This is a genomic window from Amycolatopsis sp. NPDC049252 (assembly GCF_043197175.1).
In the GTDB taxonomy this organism is placed as follows: domain Bacteria; phylum Actinomycetota; class Actinomycetes; order Mycobacteriales; family Pseudonocardiaceae; genus Amycolatopsis.
This window is the reverse complement of the sequence record NZ_JBICSQ010000046.1, coordinates 29,380-47,190: the sequence shown is the minus strand read 5'-3', so window position 1 is coordinate 47,190 and position 17,811 is coordinate 29,380. Positions and strand designations below refer to the sequence as shown.

General features: G+C 73.8%; 17 protein-coding genes. 12 read left to right on the top strand and 5 right to left on the bottom strand.

The window, feature by feature from the left end:
* Positions 1-45 precede the first annotated feature (45 nt).
* Entirely contained in the window at positions 46-1,158 is a 1,113-nt protein-coding gene (locus ACGFMK_RS33175; protein ID WP_392771680.1) for a methyltransferase domain-containing protein, read from the bottom strand.
* A 5-nt stretch (positions 1,159-1,163) separates the two neighbouring features.
* Entirely contained in the window at positions 1,164-1,367 is a 204-nt protein-coding gene (locus ACGFMK_RS33170) for an MbtH family protein (protein WP_392771677.1), read from the bottom strand.
* Between the two features lie 173 nt (positions 1,368-1,540).
* Here ACGFMK_RS33170 and ACGFMK_RS33165 point away from each other — a divergent pair, with 173 nt between their 5' ends.
* The 5 genes from ACGFMK_RS33165 to ACGFMK_RS33145 all read left to right on the top strand — a co-directional run bounded on the left by ACGFMK_RS33165 (position 1,541) and on the right by ACGFMK_RS33145 (position 9,047).
* The gene (locus ACGFMK_RS33165; RefSeq protein ID WP_392771674.1) at positions 1,541-3,835 is read left to right on the top strand and encodes a lantibiotic dehydratase; all 2,295 of its coding nucleotides are present in this window, start codon (positions 1,541-1,543) and stop codon (positions 3,833-3,835) included.
* Complete coding sequence (locus tag ACGFMK_RS33160) at positions 3,832-5,307, top strand: amino acid adenylation domain-containing protein (protein ID WP_392771671.1); 1,476 nt, start codon at positions 3,832-3,834, stop codon at positions 5,305-5,307. Before ACGFMK_RS33165 ends, ACGFMK_RS33160 begins: the two co-directional genes overlap by 4 nt.
* 289 nt (positions 5,308-5,596) lie before the next feature.
* Positions 5,597-6,517, top strand: coding sequence for a threonine/serine dehydratase (locus tag ACGFMK_RS33155; RefSeq protein WP_392771669.1), 921 nt, complete (start codon positions 5,597-5,599; stop codon positions 6,515-6,517).
* Positions 6,514-6,750 (top strand): acyl carrier protein, encoded by a 237-nt coding sequence (locus tag ACGFMK_RS33150; RefSeq protein WP_323326601.1) that lies wholly within the window; start codon positions 6,514-6,516, stop codon positions 6,748-6,750. Before ACGFMK_RS33155 ends, ACGFMK_RS33150 begins: the two co-directional genes overlap by 4 nt.
* Before the next feature lie 11 nt (positions 6,751-6,761).
* The gene (locus ACGFMK_RS33145; RefSeq protein WP_392771666.1) at positions 6,762-9,047 is read left to right on the top strand and encodes a lantibiotic dehydratase; all 2,286 of its coding nucleotides are present in this window, start codon (positions 6,762-6,764) and stop codon (positions 9,045-9,047) included.
* A 1-nt stretch (position 9,048) separates the two neighbouring features.
* Here ACGFMK_RS33145 and ACGFMK_RS33140 read toward each other — a convergent pair whose 3' ends face one another.
* On the bottom strand, positions 9,049-9,732 hold the full coding sequence (locus ACGFMK_RS33140) for a TetR/AcrR family transcriptional regulator (RefSeq protein ID WP_392771663.1): 684 nt from the start codon (positions 9,730-9,732) through the stop codon (positions 9,049-9,051).
* Positions 9,733-9,802: 70 nt separating this feature from the next.
* Here ACGFMK_RS33140 and ACGFMK_RS33135 point away from each other — a divergent pair, with 70 nt between their 5' ends.
* From ACGFMK_RS33135 to ACGFMK_RS33115, 5 genes are all read left to right on the top strand, one after another.
* On the top strand, positions 9,803-10,912 hold the full coding sequence (locus tag ACGFMK_RS33135; RefSeq protein ID WP_392771661.1) for an FAD-dependent oxidoreductase: 1,110 nt from the start codon (positions 9,803-9,805) through the stop codon (positions 10,910-10,912).
* 855 nt (positions 10,913-11,767) lie between these two features.
* The gene (locus tag ACGFMK_RS33130; protein WP_392771658.1) at positions 11,768-12,766 is read left to right on the top strand and encodes a zinc-binding dehydrogenase; all 999 of its coding nucleotides are present in this window, start codon (positions 11,768-11,770) and stop codon (positions 12,764-12,766) included.
* A complete protein-coding gene (locus tag ACGFMK_RS33125) occupies positions 12,763-13,770 on the top strand; it encodes an RNA polymerase subunit sigma-70 (protein WP_392771702.1) in 1,008 nt (335 codons plus the stop codon). Before ACGFMK_RS33130 ends, ACGFMK_RS33125 begins: the two co-directional genes overlap by 4 nt.
* 234 nt (positions 13,771-14,004) lie before the next feature.
* Positions 14,005-14,373 (top strand): hypothetical protein, encoded by a 369-nt coding sequence (locus ACGFMK_RS33120; RefSeq protein ID WP_392771656.1) that lies wholly within the window; start codon positions 14,005-14,007, stop codon positions 14,371-14,373.
* Positions 14,370-14,873, top strand: a complete 504-nt coding sequence (locus ACGFMK_RS33115; protein WP_392771653.1) for a roadblock/LC7 domain-containing protein — start codon at positions 14,370-14,372, stop codon at positions 14,871-14,873. The genes ACGFMK_RS33120 and ACGFMK_RS33115 overlap by 4 nt, the downstream gene beginning before the upstream one ends.
* A 101-nt stretch (positions 14,874-14,974) precedes the next feature.
* Here ACGFMK_RS33115 and ACGFMK_RS33110 read toward each other — a convergent pair whose 3' ends face one another.
* Entirely contained in the window at positions 14,975-15,856 is an 882-nt protein-coding gene (locus tag ACGFMK_RS33110) for an SDR family oxidoreductase (RefSeq protein WP_392771650.1), read from the bottom strand.
* An 87-nt stretch (positions 15,857-15,943) separates the two neighbouring features.
* Between ACGFMK_RS33110 and ACGFMK_RS33105 the strand changes: the two genes are divergently transcribed.
* Positions 15,944-16,522 carry a TetR/AcrR family transcriptional regulator gene (locus ACGFMK_RS33105; RefSeq protein WP_392771647.1) on the top strand — a complete coding sequence of 193 codons (579 nt, stop codon included), beginning with the start codon at positions 15,944-15,946 and terminating at the stop codon, positions 16,520-16,522.
* 6 nt (positions 16,523-16,528) lie between these two features.
* Here ACGFMK_RS33105 and ACGFMK_RS33100 read toward each other — a convergent pair whose 3' ends face one another.
* On the bottom strand, positions 16,529-17,290 hold the full coding sequence (locus ACGFMK_RS33100; protein ID WP_392771644.1) for a maleylpyruvate isomerase family mycothiol-dependent enzyme: 762 nt from the start codon (positions 17,288-17,290) through the stop codon (positions 16,529-16,531).
* A gap of 80 nt (positions 17,291-17,370) precedes the next feature.
* Between ACGFMK_RS33100 and ACGFMK_RS33095 the strand changes: the two genes are divergently transcribed.
* Positions 17,371-17,811 carry a hypothetical protein gene (locus ACGFMK_RS33095; RefSeq protein ID WP_392771641.1) on the top strand — a complete coding sequence of 147 codons (441 nt, stop codon included), beginning with the start codon at positions 17,371-17,373 and terminating at the stop codon, positions 17,809-17,811.

Here is a 17,811-nt window from a genome sequence, read left to right as displayed (position 1 = left end):
AAAGGACCGGTGGTTCCGAGGAACCACCGGTCCTTTCGCGTCCACTCAGGACAGTCCGAAGGTGACCGCTTCCTGCGGCACCGCCCGGCCGCCGGTGTGGCGGAACTGCACCAGCTGGTTGTAGAAGCCGTCCATCGCCACCGATTCGCTCTCCAGCAACGCCCGCAGCTCGGCCATGAGCAGGTCCGCGTCCGAGCGGGTGCCGACCTCGGTGCGCAGCAGGTCGAGGACGCCGTCCACGGTGTCGAACACCGGGTCGACGTACGCGGCGACCGCGCAGCCGTGTTCGGCCAGGCGGGCCGCGATGGACTCCAGCTGGTACGTCCGGCCCGCGTGCCCGGCCGAGCGCCACGTGGCCACGATCCCGCGGGCGGCGTCGGCCAGGTGCGGGGGCAGCTCGGTCAGCAGCGGCCACAGCAGGCGGTTGCCGATCTCGGCCACGGTGGACGGACGGTGGTCCGGGTCCAGGGCCGGCGCGTAGGGCAGGTTGGCCACCACGAAGTCGAACCGCTCGCCGGGCTCCAGCGCGGCGAGCAGGTCGGAGCGGCGGAACCGGACCCGGTCGGTGAGGCCGTTCAGCACGGCGTTGGCGCGGGCGATGGTCACCGCGGACTCGTTCAGCTCCAGCCCGAGCACCTCCCGTGCCCCGCGCGACGCGCACAGCAACGCCTGTACCCCCGTGCCCGAGCAGACGTCGAGCACACGGCAGCCGGCCAGGGACGCGGGCAAGGCCGCGGCGACGAAGGACGTCGACAGGTCGAAGACCGCCTTCGGCGGCCGCCGCACGGCGGTCGGGTAGCCGGCGGGAACGCCGGTGATCAGCAGCATCCGCTGGGCGGGCACCACGAGCAGGTCGGCGCTGCGCCAGCCGTCCGGCCCGCCCACCACCAGCTCGCCCGTCCGCAGCGCCGCGGCCACCTCGGCCGGGAACGCCCCGTGGAACGCCGCGTCGTCGACGGTCTCGCCCAGCCGGAACATCCGGAACAGCGTCCGCTGCGCCGGAGCCAGGCGCGCGACGATCCGGCGCAGCGGCTCGTACTTCGGGAACCCCGTCGGGCTCGGCCGCAGCTCCAGCGACATCCGGTGGTCCAGCAGCGAGTACATCGACCGGTCGAAGTGATCGCGGACGACGGACAGGGCCGCGTTGTCGATCCGCATCGGGCTCAGCCGGCCGGGTCCATCGCCCGGCGCAGGCTCAGCGGCCGCATGTCCACCCACACCTCGTCGATGTGGGCCAGGCACTCCGGCCGCGTCCCGGTGAACCCCTGCGCGTGCCAGCCGCGCGGGATCTCCTGCTCGGCCGACCAGATCGAGTACTGCTCCTCGTCGTTGCGCACGACGCGGTAGGCGCGCTCGTCGTCCTCCACGGCTGTCCCTCCGTTGTCGGTCTGCGAGCCCTCGACGCTGCCCGCCGCACCCCGGGCGGACCAGGGACAAACCTGCAACGGGACCCGCGATCCGGTGCTGCCGCTGCTTCCCTGGAGCCGCGGCCGGGCGGGCGGCACGGTGGTGAAGTGCGGTCCAACCAAGGAGGTTCCTGATGGCGGACGACCTGCTGCTGCCCGGCGGCGAATGGCGGTTGTGGCCCCAGTTCGCCCTGCGCGGCCCGGGTTTCCCCGCCGCCGGGGTGCTCGCGCTGGCCCCGGCCGGGCTGGCCGAGGCGGCCGACAAGTTCCGGGCGGGAACGGCCCTCACCGGTGCCGCGTGGACCGAGTTCACCGGCCAGTTCGGGACCGCCGTCGCCGAGTCGACCCGGGCCCTGCAGGGGTTCGCGAGCCGCCCGGCGTTCCGCACGGCCGTCGCCTGGCAGAACCCGGCGGTCCTGGGCCGCGGCGTCGGCCTGTTCCTGGGCTGGGACCCGGGCACCGAAGGCCGCACCAGCAAACGGCGGGAACGCGAGGAGCTGGTCGCGCACTACTGGCAGCGGTTCTGCGTCAAGAACGACACCATCGGGTTCTTCGGCCCGGTGGGCTGGGGGCGCTGGGACACCGGACGGCGCGGGCTGGCCGTCGACCCGGGGCAGGGCCTGGTCTGCGCCACCGAGGTGTTCTTCGCCAGCTGGGCGATCGACGCGCTGGCTCGGACCGTCGACGCCGATCCCGCGGTGCGCCCGTGGGTCCCGCCGCGCCGGGTGCCGTTCGTGCGCGTAGCCGGTGAGCTGGTGCAGGTGCCCGGCCGTCCGCCGCAGGAGGCCACCGCGCGGGAACGGGACCTGCTGCGCCTCTGCGACGGCACCCGGGACCTGGCCGCGCTCGCCGCGGCGGTGTCCGCCCCGGCCGAGGAGGTCCGCGCCGACCTGGAGACGCTGGTGGCGCGGCGCTGGCTCGTCTGGCGCCTGGAAGTGCCGCTCGACGCCCACCCGGAGCGTTACCTGCGCACGGCGCTGGCTCGCATCGGCGACGAGCCCGCCCGGACCCGGGCGCTGGCGATGCTCGACACCCTGGAACAGGGCCGCGACCGGGTGGCCGCGGCCGGCCTGGACGCCGACGAGCTGTCCGCGGCCATGACCGCGCTGGAGACCGAGTTCGCGTCGCTGACGCAGGTCGCGGCCCAGCGCGCCAAGAGCGCCCGCACGGCACCGGGCCGGGCCCTCGTCTACGCCGACAGCCGACGCTCGGCGACCGCCAGCGTGGGCACCGCGGTGCTGGACGAACTGGCTCCGCTGGGCCTGTGCCTGACCGCGGCGCGCTGGATGACCGGCCGGTTCGCCGAGACGGCGGAAGCCCACCTGCGGAGCGCCTATGACCGGTTGCGGGCCCGGCAGGACCGCGTCGACCTGGGGTCGCTGTGGCTGGAGTGCCTGCCCGCGCCGTACGGCGAATCCGTCGCCGACATCACCACGATCCAGGCCGAGCTGCGCCGCCGCTGGGCCGAGGTGCTCGAGCTGCCCGGCGACGCCCGCCGCGTCCACCGCACCAGCGCCGAGCTCGCCGACGGCGTACGGACGGCGTTCCCCCGGCCGGAGCACGGCTGGTCGTTGTCCCGCTACGCCAGCCCCGACCTGCTCGTCGTGGCCGACGACGCGGACGCCGTCGAGCGCGGTGAGTTCGAGCTGGTGCTCGGCGAGCTGCACGTCGCCATGAACACCGTGGGCCACTCGCTGTTCGTGCGCCAGCACCCCGAGCCGGCCGAGCTGCACGCGCAGAACGCCCGCGACTACCCCGGGCCGCGGCTGATCCCGATGCTGCCCAAGGCCGCGCCGCCGCGGATCTCCGCGCGCGGCCAGCACGCGCTGGTCCGGCCCGAGGACTACCACGTCGCCCTCGTCGACTATACCGGTGACCCGCACCGCCCGCGGACCGTCTTCGGCGCCGACGCCGTGATCGAGGACCGCGACGGCCGGCTGGTCGCCGTGCTGCCCGACGGCGCCGAGTTCGACGCGCTCGACGGGTTCTGCAGCGCCCTGACCAACCGCGTGATCGACCGGTTCGCCCTCGTCCCGGACGGTGACCACACACCGCGGATCACGATCGACCGGCTGATCGTCGCGCGGGAGACGTGGCGCCGCGCCGCCGCGACCCTGGACTTCGCCACCGACACCGACGAGGCCCGCCGGTTCGTCCGGGCCCGGCAGTGGCGTGAGGAGCTGGAGCTGCCGCGGTTCGTGTTCGTGGTCTCCCCCACCGAACCACGTCCGTTCTACGTGGACTTCGACAGCCCGGTGTACGTCAACATCCTGGCCAAGGCGGTGCGGCGGCTGGCCCGCCAGGACCCCGAGGCCCGGCTGACGATCACCGAGATGCTGCCCATGCCGGACCGCACCTGGCTCACCGACGACACCGGCGCGACCTACACCGCCGAGCTGCGCCTCATCGTCGTGGACGGTGCCCGATGACCGCTTGGTTCCTCGACGAGATCCTTGGCCACGCCCCGGACGCGCCCGCGCTGCGCACGCCGGAAACCGTGCTCTCCTACGGCGAACTCGCCACCCGCGTCGAGCGGCTGGCCGCCGCGCTGGCCGACGTCGGCTTCGGGCCGGAGCGGGTGTGCGCGATCGCCGTCGAGTCCACAGTGGACGCCGTGGTGGCGATGGCCGCGGCCTTGCGGGCGGGCGGCGCGTTCCTCACGCTCGACCTGGACCAGCCCGCGCCGCGGCTGGCCCAGATGCTCGACAGCGCGGGTGCCGCCTTCCTGATCAGCACCGCGGAACCCCGGGTGTCCGTGCCTGGCCCGGCAATCCGGCTGGACCGGCTCTCCGGCGATGCTCCCCTGCCCGCCGATCCCGGTCCTCGCGCGCTGGCGTACGTCAGCCACACGTCGGGCTCGACCGGCGTCCCCAACCCGGTGCTGATCGAGCGCGGCAACCTGGACGCCTATCTGCGTTTCGTGGTGCGCGACGGCGGTCTCGACGCCGACACGGTGACCTTGCAACTGGCCCCCTTGGGCTACGACGCGTCGATCCGGGACACGTTCGCCACGCTGCTGGCGGGCGGGCAGCTGGTCCTGGCGCCGCGTGCGACGCTGCTGCGCGCGGACGGGTTCGCCGCGACGGTCGCCTCGTACGGCGTCAACACCGTCCTCAGCATCACGCCGTCCCTGCTGACGTTCCTGAGCCGCAGCGACGCGGCCGCGCGCGCCTTGCGGTCGCTGCGGCTGACGCTGTCCAGCGGCGAGTCGCTGCGCCCGTTCCTCGCCGCGGGCGGCCGCAGCCTGCTGGAGGGCCGGCTGCTCAACCACTACGGCCCCACGGAAGCCACGATGACCTCGACCCGCCTGGACGTACCCGTCAACCCCGAACGCGCAACGGACATCGTCGGCACACCGCGCACGGGCGTGTCGGTCCGGCTGCTCGACGCCGACCTGCGTCCGGTGCCCGACGGCACCGAGGGCGAGGTCCACCTGGGTGGCACGGGCGTGGCGCGCGGCTACCGCGGCCGCCCGGGCCTGACGGCCGACCGCTTCCGCCCCGACCCGGCGGGCCCGCCGGGCGCCCGCGCGTACCGCACCGGCGACCTGGCCCGCCGCCGCCCGGACGGCACCCTGGAGTACCGCGGCCGGCTGGACCGCCAGCTGAAGATCCGCGGCTACCGAGTGGACCCGGCGGAGATCGAGGGCCGCCTGCTGACCCACGCGGCGGTCCACGGCGCGGTGGTCACCGCGGCCACCGACGACCGCGGCCGGGCCCACCTGGTGGCACACGTGGCGGGTGCGACGGACGGCGTCACGGACGCGGCGTTGCGCCGGCACCTGGCGGAGACGCTGCCGCACCACCTGCTGCCCCGCCGTTTTCGCCGGGTGGACCGCTTGCCGACCACGCGCACGGGCAAGACCGATCGGGCAAGGCTGAGCCAGGGAGGGCGGCCATGAGCCCCGAAGCCCGCCATCCCCAGCGCGACCAACAGCGCTTGGGCGAGGCGACCGCGAACCGCGCACCCTCGACCCCGCCGGGCCCGGCCGAACCAACGAACCCGGCGACGCGTGGCGCCCTCCACCCCACCGTGGCTGACCAAACCCGGCCGCCCCACGGAGGGCGACCAAACCTCGCCGCACCAGGGAAACCGGCTCTGCGCCGCGCACCCCTCATCCGCCGAGGCGCGGCTGAGACAAAGAAGCCAACCGCGACCCGCCGGAGCAGGCCGATCCAAGGTGGCCGACCATGAGCCGCGCCCTCCGTTCCGCCGCAGTCACCGATCTGCGGGCCGTCGCCGCGCGGATCGCCGGGTACGTGCGGCCCACTCCCCTCCTGCGGGTCGACGGCCTGCCCGGCATCGCGCTCAAGGCCGAGCACCTCCAGAAAGGTGGCTCCTTCAAAGCCCGCGGAGCCGCCAACGCCCTGCTCGGCCTCGGCGCCAGTGAGATCGTCACCGGGTCCTCGGGCAACCACGGCATCGCGGTGGCCCTGCTCGGCCGCGCCCTCGGCGTCAACGTCACCGTCGTCATGGCCGAAGGGGCCAGCGCGGCCAAGGAAACCGTCATCCGCGGGCTCGGCGCCCGGGTGCGGCACGCCGCCGGCGGGGTCGCCGAGCGCGACCGTCAGGCCCGCGAATACGCCTTGAACACCGGCGGCCAGGTCGTGCCCTCCTCCGACCACGAACTCGTCGTCGCCGGGCAGGCCACCGTCACCCTCGAGGTGCTCGACGACGACCCGGACACCGACGTCGTGTTCGTGCCCACCGGGGGTGGCGGCCTGCTGGCCGGGGCGTGCCTGGCCGCCGAGCGGCACTCCCGGCCAGTGCGGGTCGTCGGGGTCGAGCCGATGGCCGGGCGGCGGTACGCCCGCTCGCTGGCCGCGGACCAGCCGGTGCGCATCCCACCGCCGGACACCATCGCCGACGGCCTGCGCGCGCAGCACCCCGGCGAGGTGCCGTTCCCCATCATCCGCCGGCGCGTCGACGACCTCGTCGGCGTCACCGACGAGGAGATCACCCACGCGATGCGCCTGCTGCACGACGCGGGCATCGAGGCCGAACCCAGCGGCAGCGTCGCCCTGGCCGGCGCCCTGCACCACGGCTTCACCGGCCGCGCCGCCGTCGTCGTCTCCGGCGGCAACAACCACACCAGGAAGGCAACCCCATGACCACGACCCACCTCGACGTCCCGGAACTGATCGCGGCCGGTTACCGCGAGGCCCTCGACGACGCGACCCTGGACACCGAAAGCGACTTCTTCGAGGCGGGCGGTGATTCGCTCGCCGCCTTCCAGATCGCCGCGGGGATCCAGGACGCGCTCGACGTGGACGTCCCGGTCGCGCTCGTGTTCGCCTACCCCACTCCCGCCGAGCTGGCCGCGGTCGTCGGGGGCCTGGCATGAACGACCCTGGCATGAACGACGACGTACGGCTGGGCGAGCGCTGGCGGCTCTGGTCGCAGTTCGCCCTGCGCGGCCCGGGTTTCCCGGCCGCCGGGGTACTGCGGCTGGCACCCGAGGGACTGGCCGGGGACGCAGACAAGTTCCCCGCGGGTACCGTCCTTTCCGGACCGGACTGGGACGCCTTCGCCGCCGAATTCGCCGACACCGCAAGGGAAACCTCGGCGGAGCTGCAGCGCATCGCCGCCCAGCCCGCGTTCCGGGCCGCCGTGGCCTGGCAGAACCGGCCGGTCCTGGACTCCGGGATCGACCCGTTCATCGCCTGGACGCCCGAAGCGGGCCGCACCAGCCGCCACCGCGACCGCGAGGGTCTGGTCGCGCACTACTGGGAACGGTTCTGCGTCAAGAACGACAGCATCGGCTTCTTCGGCCCGGTCGGCTGGGGTTCGTGGGACCCGGCCGCGCGCGGCGTCGAGGTCGACCCGGGCACCGGCCTGATCTCCGCCGCCCACCTGTACTTCTCCAGCTGGGCCGTGGACACCCTGGCCAAGACCCTCGACGCGGACGGGGCGCTGCGGGAGTGGACGGCGCCGCGGCGGGTGCCGTTCGTGCGGATCGCGGGTGACACCGTGGTCGTGCCCGGCCGCCCGCCCCAGCCGCTGTCCCCGGACGCGCGGCGGGTGCTCGAGGCCTGCGACGGCGTGCGCCCGGCCCGCGACCTCGCCCGCGAACTCGGCGACGGCACGATGGCCGAACTGACCGAGCTGGCCCGGCGGCGGTGGATCGTGTGGAAGCTGGAGGTGCCCGCCGACGCCCACCCCGAGCGTTACCTCCGCACCTGGCTGAACCGGATCGAGGACCCCGCGGCACGCGAGCGCGGCCTGGCCGGGCTCGACCTGCTCGAACGCGGCCGCGAGCGGATCCGGGCCGTCGGCGAGGGCGACACGGCCGACGCCGACGGGCTGTCGGAAGCGATGTCCGCGCTGGAGCGGGATTTCACCGAGCTGACCGACACCGCCGGCACCCGGGCCAAGGGCGCGCGGACCGCGCCGTGCCGCGCGCTCGTCTTCCAGGACTGCGTGCGCGCCACCCGCGCCCGGCTCGGCCCCGACGTGCTCGGCACGGTCGCCCCGCTGGACCTGCTGCTGACCAGCGCGACCTGGATGACCTCGGCGCTCGGGCAGCGGGTCATGGAGCGCGTGCGCCCGGTGTTCGAGCGGCTGCGCGCGGCGGGGCCGGTGGACCTGGCCGCGCTCTGGTTCGCCTGCATGCCGATCCTGCACGGCGACGCCGTCACCGACGCCGAGGCGATCCAGCACGAGTTCCAGCGCCGGTGGCGCGAGATCCTCGACGTGCCGGCGGACGCGAGCCGGATCCGGCGGCGCGGCGCGGACATCTCCGCCGCGGTCGAGGCCGCCTTCGCCGCCCCGCGCACCGGCTGGGGCACGGCCCGCTACCTGAGCCCGGACCTGCTGTTCGCCGGGGACACCGCGGCCGTGGCGCGCGACGACTTCGACGTCGTGCTCGGCGAGCTGCACCTGGCCGCCAACACGATCAGCTTCTCGGTGTTCGTCAACCAGCACCCCGCGCCCGCGGAGCTGCTCGCCGAGACCGGCCGGGACTTCCCGCAGCCGCGGCTGTTCCCCTTGCTGGCCAAGGAACACAAGGCGCGGCTGTCCGCGCGGATCCGCCAGTCGCTGGTGCGCGAGCAGGACTACTACGTCGGCCTGGTGGACCACACCGTCGACCCCGGCCGGCCGCGGACCGTGCTGGGCGCGGACGTCGCGGTCGAGGACCGGGACGGCGACCTGGAGGTCGTGCTGCCCGACGGGGCCCGGTTCGAGCTCGTCGAGGTCTTCGCGCACGTGCTCACCACGCTGGCGATGGACCTGTTCCGGCTGCTGCCCGAGGGTGACCACGCCCCGCGGGTCACGATCGACCGGATGGTCGTGGCCCGCGAGACCTGGCGCCGCCCGGCCACCGACCTGGCCTTCGCCACCGACAAGGACGAGGCCCGCCGGTTCGTCCGAGCGCGACACTGGCGCGAGGAGCTGGAGCTGCCGCGGTTCGTGTTCGTGGTGTCCCCCACCGAACCGCGCCCGTTCTACGTCGACTTCGACAGCCCGGTGTACGTCAACATCCTGGCCAAGGCCGTCCGGCGGCTGGCCCGCCAGGATCCGCAGGCCCGGCTGACCATCACCGAGATGCTGCCCACCCCGGACCAGACCTGGCTCACCGACGACGAGGGCCGGGCGTACACGGCCGAACTGCGGCTGGTGGCCGTCGACCAGGCGCCGTGAGTCACTCCTTCGCGATGCGGGCCTCGATGCCGTCGAGCAGGCAGTCGAGGCCGATCCGGAACGTCTCGTCGGCGTCGTGGTGAGCGGCGTCGCGCACCACCCGTTCCAGCGCCGGGAACCGGCCGGTCGCGAGGGTCCGCACCAGGTAGGGCCCGCGTGAGGCCTGCCAGCGCTCCTGGTCCATCCCGGTGGCCCGCTCGGCCCGGCGCTCGGCGATCTCCCGGCGCACCGCGCCGGTCACGTACGCGTTGACCGCGCCCGCCACCGGCATGACGGCGTCCACGTCGACCCCGCCCAGCGCGGCCAGCACGGTCTCCCCGTTGGCCAGCGCGTTCGGTCCGAGCTGGGGACGGCCGCCCAGGAGGTCGGCGAGCCACTCGTGCTCGTGGACGGCGTGGCGGGTGGCTTCGGCGTGCGACCGCAGCACCTCCCGCCAGCCGTCGCCGGACGGCCGGATCTCGGCGTAGACGGCGTCGACCATCAGGTCGAGCAGCTCTTCCTTGCTGTCGATGTAGCCGTAGAGCCGCATCGGGCCGACGTCCAGCGCGGTGGCGACCTTGCGCAGCGACACTGCGTCGAGACCGTCCGCGTCGGCCAGCCGGATCGCCGCGCGCACGATCCCGTCCCGGCTCAGCGGGGCCGGGGTGGGCCGTTCAGGGGGCTCCGGCCTCTCCCACACCAACATGCCGGTGACAATACATCGCCTCGCTCGATACACTGTATTGGTCAGTACGGTGTATCGAAGGAGAGCGACCGTGACCATCGCCATCGTCGGAGCGGGCCTCGGCGGCCTGGCCCTCGCCCGGGTGCTGCACGTCCACGGCATCGAGGCCGTCGTCTACGAACGCGAGCCGTCACGCGACGCGCGCGGCCAGGGCGGCATGCTCGACATCCATTCGGGTCAGCGGGCGCTGCGCGAGGCCGGGTTGATCGACCGGTTCCACACGATCGCCCGGCCCGAAGGCCAGGACATGCGCCTGCTCGAGCCGGACGGCACCCTGCTCCTGCAGGAGGACACCCCGGACGACGCCCCGTCCCTGCGCCCCGAGGTCGACCGGGCGGATCTGCGCGCCCTGCTGCTGGATTCCCTCCCCGAGCAGACGGTGCGCTGGGGGCACGCGTTCGCCTCGGCCGGCGACGGCTGGGTGCACTTCGCCGATGGCGGCAGGGCGCCGTACGACCTGCTGGTCGGGGCCGACGGCGCGCAGTCCCGGGTCCGCGCGCTGCTCACCGACGCCCGCCCGGCGCACGTCGGCCAGAACGTCGTCGAGCTCGGCATCCCCGACGTCGACCGCACCCACCCGGACCTCGCGGCGATGGTCGGGCGCGGCAACTACTGGGTGTTCGGCGACGGCCTGTCCCTGGCGGCGCAGCGCAACGGCGACGGCCGCGTCCGCATCGGCGTCAACTTCTACAACACCGGCGAAGACTGGTTCGCCGGCAGCGGGATCCCGTTCGACGACCCGGCCGCCGCCCGCGCGCGGCTGATCGACCTGCTCGACGGCTGGGACGCCCGGTTCCACGCGCTGATCGCGGCCTGCGACGACACGGTCGAGCCGCGGTCGATCACCACCCTCCCGCTCGGCCTGACCTGGCCGTCGACGCCCGGCGTCACTCTCGTCGGCGACGCCGCGCACCTGATGCCGCCGGTGGGCGAGGGCGCCAACATGGCGTTGCTGGACGGCGCCCTGCTCGGCCTGGCCCTGGCCGCGCACCCGGACGACTTTCCCGCCGCCGTCAAGGACTACGAAAGGGAGATGTTCGAGCGCGCCGGCGCCGCCGCCCGCATGTCCGCGGAGATGCAGGAACTCCTGATGTCCCCGAACGCGGGACGGCGGCTGCTGGCCTTCTTCCAGCCCAGCTGAAGGCGGGGCAGGCGAGCTCCTGCGGGCGCAGGGCGATCCCCGCCGCGCCGCGGTGGCGCAGCGCGAGGCGGGACGCCGGCTCGACGCGGCGCCGATGATCAACCCAGCGGTCCGCGGCCGGCGCTTCGACCCGGCCCGGACGCTGCTCCGGACGAGGCGGCGTCCGAGACCGTGCGCCCGGCCGATGGTTCGCCGACCCGGCGACCCGCGGCCAGGCACACGCACCGGGTGCGCCGCGCACTGCGGCAGCGCTGACCCGGCCGAGATCGCTCACCAGGTCGCACCGAACCCCGACACCACCCGCACCATCCCGCTCGACGCCCACTTCGGCGCCGAAAAACGCACCGAAATCCGCCGCGCTCCGCGACAGCGGCGAGTTCCGCGGCCAGCGACCCTCCGCCGAGATCGCACACCGGGTCACGCCGAACCCCGACCCCATCCGCAAATACACCGAGCTGCGCCGCGCACTGAGCCAACGCTGGCTCTCCGCGACCCGCGACCATCGCCGAATCGCAAGCCGAGTCCCGCTGAACCTCAACACCATCCACACCCGCCGAACGCCGCGGCAGCGCCGACTCTCCCCAGCCCGCGACCACCGCCCACATCGCAAGCCGGATCCTGCTGAACCTCAACACCATCCACACCCGCCGAACGCCGCGGCAGCGCCGACTCTCCCCAGCCCGCGACCACCGCCCACATCGCAAGCCGGATCCTGCTGAACCTCAACACCATCCACACCCGCCGAGCGCCGCGGCGGCCGGCTTTCCGCGGCCGGCGATTCCTTTCCACCCCGGCCGAGGTCTACCTGTCCGCCGAAGGAACCGGCCCCGACAGGCCAGTCGAGAAAGAAAGCCGATGACCATGCCCCTTCCCGCCACCATGCGCGCCCTGCAGCAGACCTCGCTGGAGGGACCGCAGGACATGCGTCTGGTCACCGACGCGCCGGTGCCGAGCCCGGGTCCGGGTGAGGTCCTGATCCGGGTCGTCGCCGCCGGGGTCAACTACGCCGACGTCTCCAAAGCTCACGGCACGTTCCGAGGCGGTCCGCGGCCGCCTTACCTGGCGGGGTTCGAGGCCGCCGGCGAGGTCGTGGCGCTGGGTTCGCAGGTGACCGGGCCGCCGCTGGGGACCCTGGTCGTCGGCGTCGGAGACGGGGCTTTCGCCGAGTACGCGGTGCTGCCCGCGGCCGCGGCGATGCCGGTGCCGGCCGGCTGGGACGCCGAGCAGGCGCTCGGCCTGGTCGTCAACCGGCCCACCGCGCTCGCCGCGCTCCGGCCGCTCGGGCGGCTGGCCGCCGGGGAGACCGTGCTCGTCCAGGCCGCCGCGGGCGCGACCGGCCAGGCCGCGGTCACCCTGGCCAAGCACTACGGCGCGACGGTCATCGCGACCGCTTCGCCGGGCAAGCACGAGACCGTGCGGGCGCTGGGCGCCGACCACGTCCTGGACTCCGTCGACGGCGACGTCACCGCCGAGGTGCTGCGGCTGACCGGGGGCGCCGGGGCCGATCTGGTGCTGCAGGCCGTGGGTGGCGCCGCCTTCGCCGCCGGGCTGGCCGCGGCGAAGCCGGTCACCGGCCGGGTCGTCGTCTACGGGCTGGCCGGCGGCGAAGCCGCGATCACCAACTGGGACCTGGTCTACCGCTACCAGGTCCACGTCGTCGGCTTCAACATCGGCGTGCTGATCCAGGCCGCGCCGCGGGTCTTCGGCGAGCTCATGGGCGAGCTGTCCGCGCACGTCGCCGCCGGTGTCCTCGGTCCCGCGAGCCCGGCCGGGTACGCATTGGCGGACGGCCCGAAGGCGCTCGCCGAGCTGGCGGCCCGGGCGACCGTCGGCAAACTGGCGCTACGGCCCTGACCGAGCGGACGAGGGAGTTGCCCATGACGGCGGACCAGGACCGGTTCACCGCCGAGACCGAGCGGTTCCGCCGGGAGCTGCTGGCGCACTGCTACCGGATGGCCGGCTCGGCGCAGGACGCCGAAGACCTGGTGCAGGAGACCTACCTCCGGGCATGGCGGTCCTACGCCGGTTTCGAGGGACGCGCGTCGATCCGGTCGTGGCTCTACAAGATCGCCACCAACGTCTGCCTGACCGCGGCGCAGCCGCGCCGGATCCGGGTGCTGCCCTCGGGCCTGAGCGAACATTACGACGGCCCTGATCGGCCCCCGAGCCACGTCGGGCCGGGCGAGGTGTCGTGGCTGGAACCGCTGCCGGACCGGTGGGTCGCCGACGATCCGGCCGCGACGGCCGTCGCGCGCGAGTCGCTGCGGCTGGCGCTCGTCGCGAGCCTCCAGCACCTGCCCGCCCGCCAGCGCGCGATCGTCATCCTGCGTGACGTGCTGGCGTTCTCCGCGGCCGAGACCGCGGAGGTCCTCGGCACCACGACGGCGGCGGTGAAGAGCGGCCTGCAGCGTGCCCGGGCCCGGCTGGACGAGCGGGAACCGGAGCGGGAGCAGCTGCTCGAACCGGCCGACCCGCGGGCACGGGCGCTGCTCGAGGGCTACATCGCGGCCTTCGAGCGGTCCGACCCCGCGCTGCTGGAGCAGGTCCTGCGCACGGACGCCACACTGGAGGCGACACCGTTCCGCGAGTGGTACGCGGGCCGCGTGCGGTGCATCCACGTGCTCGGCACGTACGTGCTGGGCCGGCCGGGCGACTGGCGGATGTCTTCCACCACGGCCAACGGCCAGCCCGCCGCCGCCGTGTACCACCGCGACGACAGCGGCGGGTACCACCCGCACGGCATCGTGGTGCTGGCGCCGACGTCCACCGGCATCTCCCGCGTGGTCGAGTTCCACGACCCGGCCCTGGTCGTCCTGTTCGGCCCGCCGCCCGGTTCCCCTGACGAAGCTTTCGAGTAACCGGGAAGTCGTAACGGCCGCGGGATCGCTGGAAGCCGGAGTCGTTCAGCTATTTGCTGACTGCAATTTGCAGATTTTATGTGAAAACTACGCACTGCGAACCACTCAAATTGCTCCGAACGGGCGTACTCAGAACGACCGCGGACACATAACGTCACCTGCCTGGGGCAACGGCGCAGGGCTCGTCGTTTCGCCGTACTCGCCCGTGAACATCCGACAGGAGTGCGCTTTTCCATGACGATCGATCTTGCGCTGAAAGAAGCGATGAACATCCCCGGCGCCGTCGGCGCGACGCTCGTGGACTACGACAGCGGGATGTCACTCGGTTCCCTGGGCGGCGGCGACTGGCTCGACCTGGACGTCGCGGCGGCCGGCAACACCGAGGTCGTCCGGGCGAAACTGCGCGTGATGGCCTCCCTCGGGCTCGACGACGCCATCGAGGACATCCTCATCACCCTCCACCGCCAGTACCACGTGATCCGGCCGCTGTCGGCCCGCGGCAACTCGACGCTGTTCCTCTACCTCGTGCTGGACCGCGAACGCGCGAACCTCGCGCTCGCGCGGCACAGCCTCAAGCGCATCGAGACCAGTCTCTCCGTATGAGCGGTACCGACACCCACAGCCAGCACCTCCGCGCGCCGCTGCCGGTCCGCACCCCCGCGTCCGCGATCGCGAGCTCCCCGGAGCCGGTGGCCCCGGGCCCGCCACCGGACTCGGCCCGGACGCTCCTGGTCCTGCGCAAGATCCGGGAGCAGGTCGACCAGGTGGCCGGGCTGCTGATGGCCACCCACGACGGCTTGGTGCTGGCCAACGACACCGATTCCGTCGAAGCCGACAGCGTCGCCGCGATGTCGGCGGCGGCCGCCGGGCTCGCCGCGCAGTTCACCGCACAGGCCCGGATCGGCGAAGCACGCAGTGCGATGTTCGAAGGCAGCTCCGGTTACGTCTGCGTCTTCCCCGTCGAGGCGACGCTCCTGCTCGTCGTGTTCGGCCAGCCGGACATCACCATGGGACTGTTCACGCTGGCCGCCAAGCAGGCGCTGACGCTGCTTCGGCACACCGATCTCGCGCCGGAGGCTTCACGTCGTGCGTCACGGGAGTAGCGCCGCCGCCGCGGGCGGTCCCGCCGCGAGGAAGCGCTTTCACCCCGCACCGGCACGGCCACCGCGTCCGTGAGCGCGGTGGCCGTGGTCCTCGGTCCGGGTCAGGGCCGGATGTTCTCCAGGTCCTCGAGCAGGCTCGGGTGCTTCGGCTCCCAGCCGAGCGCTTCCCGGGTGTGGGCGCTGGACGAGGGCTGGTCCATCGCGAAGATCGCGCCCAGCGGGCCGAAGGCCTCCTCGGCCACCGGCTCGACCGGCACGCCCAGGCGACGGCCGATGACCGCCGCGATGTCGCGCACCGCGTCACCCTCGTCGGCCACGGCGTGCCAGGCGGTCCCGGCCGGGGCCTGCTCCAGGGCCAGCCGGAACAGGACGGCCGCGTCGAGGGCGTGCACGGCCGGCCAGCGCTGGGCGCCGTCACCCGGGTAGCCGGACACGCCGGTCTGGCGCGCGATCCGGGTCAGCAGGCCCGCGAAGCCGCCGTCACCCTCGTTGTGGACGGTGCGCGGCAGGCGCACGGCCGCGCTCCGGACCCCGCGCGAGGCCAGGTCCAGTGCGGCCATGACCGCGCGGCCGCGGCCGCCGACCGGCCCGTCGGTCGGCGAGGGGTCGGCTTCGGTGGACGTGCGGCCCGGCACCCACGGCGTCCCCGAGACCGTGACGAAGGGACGGTCGCTGCCGACGAGCTCCTCGCCCAGCACCGCGATGGCGGCGCTTTCCTCGGCGACCGCCCGCGCGACCGCTTCGGCGCTGCTGAAGTCGTTGCTGAACGCCAGGTGGATCACCCCGTCGGCCCGGGCCGCACCGGCGCGGACGGTGTCCAGGTCGGCCAGATCTCCCCGCAGCGTCCGGGCGCCGGCCTTCTCCGCCGCGGCCGCGGACGTGTCGGAGCGGGCGAGGACCACCGCGGTGTGGCCGTTGGCGAGCAGCTCCGCGACGACGGCGGAGCCGACCAGCCCGGTGCCACCGGTGACGAAAACATCCATGGAACACTCCCTGGAACGTGATGGGACTAGTGTCTCATCACGCTACCAGAGTGATGAGACACTAGTCCCATCGCCTATGATCGTCGCATGGCACGATGGGAACCCGGAGCGCGTGAACGGCTCGTCGTGGCCGCCGTCGAACTCTTCACCGAGCAGGGGTACGACGCCACCACGGTCGCGCAGATCGCCGAGCACGCCGGCGTCACGCGCAGCACGTTCTTCCGGTACTTCCCCGACAAGCGCGACCTGCTGGTGGCCGGCCAGGAAACGCTGAGCCGCCTGCTCGCCGAGGGGATCGCCGAGGCGCCGCCCGAGGCCAGCCCGCTCGAAGCGGTCGCGGCCGGCCTCGAACGCGCGTCGAACACGATGGGCCCGGTCAACCACCAGCTCGGCCCCCGCCTGAAGGCGGCCATCGCCGCCAGCACCGAGCTCCAGGAGCGCGACGCCCTCAAGAGCATCGGCCTCGCGGCCGCCATGACGACCGCCCTCGCCGCCCGCGGGGTACCCGACGCGATCGCCCAGCTCGCGGGCGAGCTGGGCGTCCTGGCGTTCAAGCGGGGTTACGCCGAGTGGTCCGAGGCCGACCGCGACACCGCGGGCGAGCTCGCGCCGTACACGCTGGCGGCCCTGGACGACCTGCGGGCGGCCAGCGCGTCACTGGGCTGATCCCGGTCAGAAGCCGGGGAACACCCGGCGCAGGTCGTCGAGCGAGACCTTGCCCTCGACCGTGACGCCCTTGTCGTACGGCGCCTTGAGCCGGCCGCTGACCAGCCGGATGAACGCCTCGGCCGGCCCGTTGAACGTCGCGGACGGCGCCTCGAGGTGGTCGGCGACCGTGACCACGTCGTCGATCACCAGCGTGCCGCCGGGGACCGCGACCGACGCCGGGTCGGCGAGCTCCGCCGGCTTCGCGAGGAAGCCCAGCATGAACCCGAGGGGGCCGGACATGTGCTCGACCAGCACGTCGGCCGAGCCCGCGTCCACCCCGGCGTCAGCGTCGAAGGCCACGCGTACGTCCCACGAGTGGTTGGCCACCTCGCTGAGCCGCATGCCCAGCGCGGTCAGCAGCGGGACCGGCTCCGGCAGGAAGCCGAGGTCGACGGTCAGCGACGTGCGCTGCTCGGGCGTGAACGCCTCGACCAGCTCGAGCCAGCGGGCGTTGTGCTCCAGGAAGCCCTCGGCCTGCGCGCGCGGCGCCGACCCGTCCCAGCGGGCCCAGATCGTCTGGTTGTCTTCGGGCGTCACGTCCTCCCCCGCAGCCTTGGCGATGGGCGCGTAGCCGATTTCCGCACCGCTGCCGAGGTGGGAAAGAGCCTGGGCGACGGTCCACTCCGAGGCACCGCTGGTCGCGGCCAGCTGGTCGTCGGTGAGCGTGCTGACGAGGGCGGCGAGCGTGTCGTGCTCGGCGCGGAGGGCGGTGATCGTACGGTCCACGAGTTGACTCATGCCACGCTCAACTCCCGGCCGGGCGTGTGTGTTCCGGAGACGTTCGGGAGGCAGGCTAGGTTACCCGGATGAGCCTCCTCGATGACGTCGCCGAGCGCGACGGCTGGCGCTGCTGGGTGTGCGACGAACCGGTCGACCCCGGCATGTCGGTGAACGACTCGCGCGGGCCCAGCGTCGACAGCCGGACCGCCGACCGCAAGGCCAAGGTCGCCGAGCGGCTCGCGCACCGCGGCTGCAACACCCGCAAGGGCGCGGTCAAGGTGGTCATCGCGTGGCCGGACCGCCTGCACGTGGCCGAGCCCGCGCCGCTGATCACCGTGGCCGGCCGGCTGGAACGCAAGGGCGGCCGCGAGATGGTGGCCCGCTGCCCGACCGAGCAGGACGCCCAGGAAGCGGCCGACTGGCTGGTGGACCGGTTCTCCCGGCTGGTACCGGGGATGCCGGTGACCGCGAACGTCGAGCCGGGCGGCGGCCAGTTCCTCGTCATCCTGGCCACCGGCCGCCGCTGA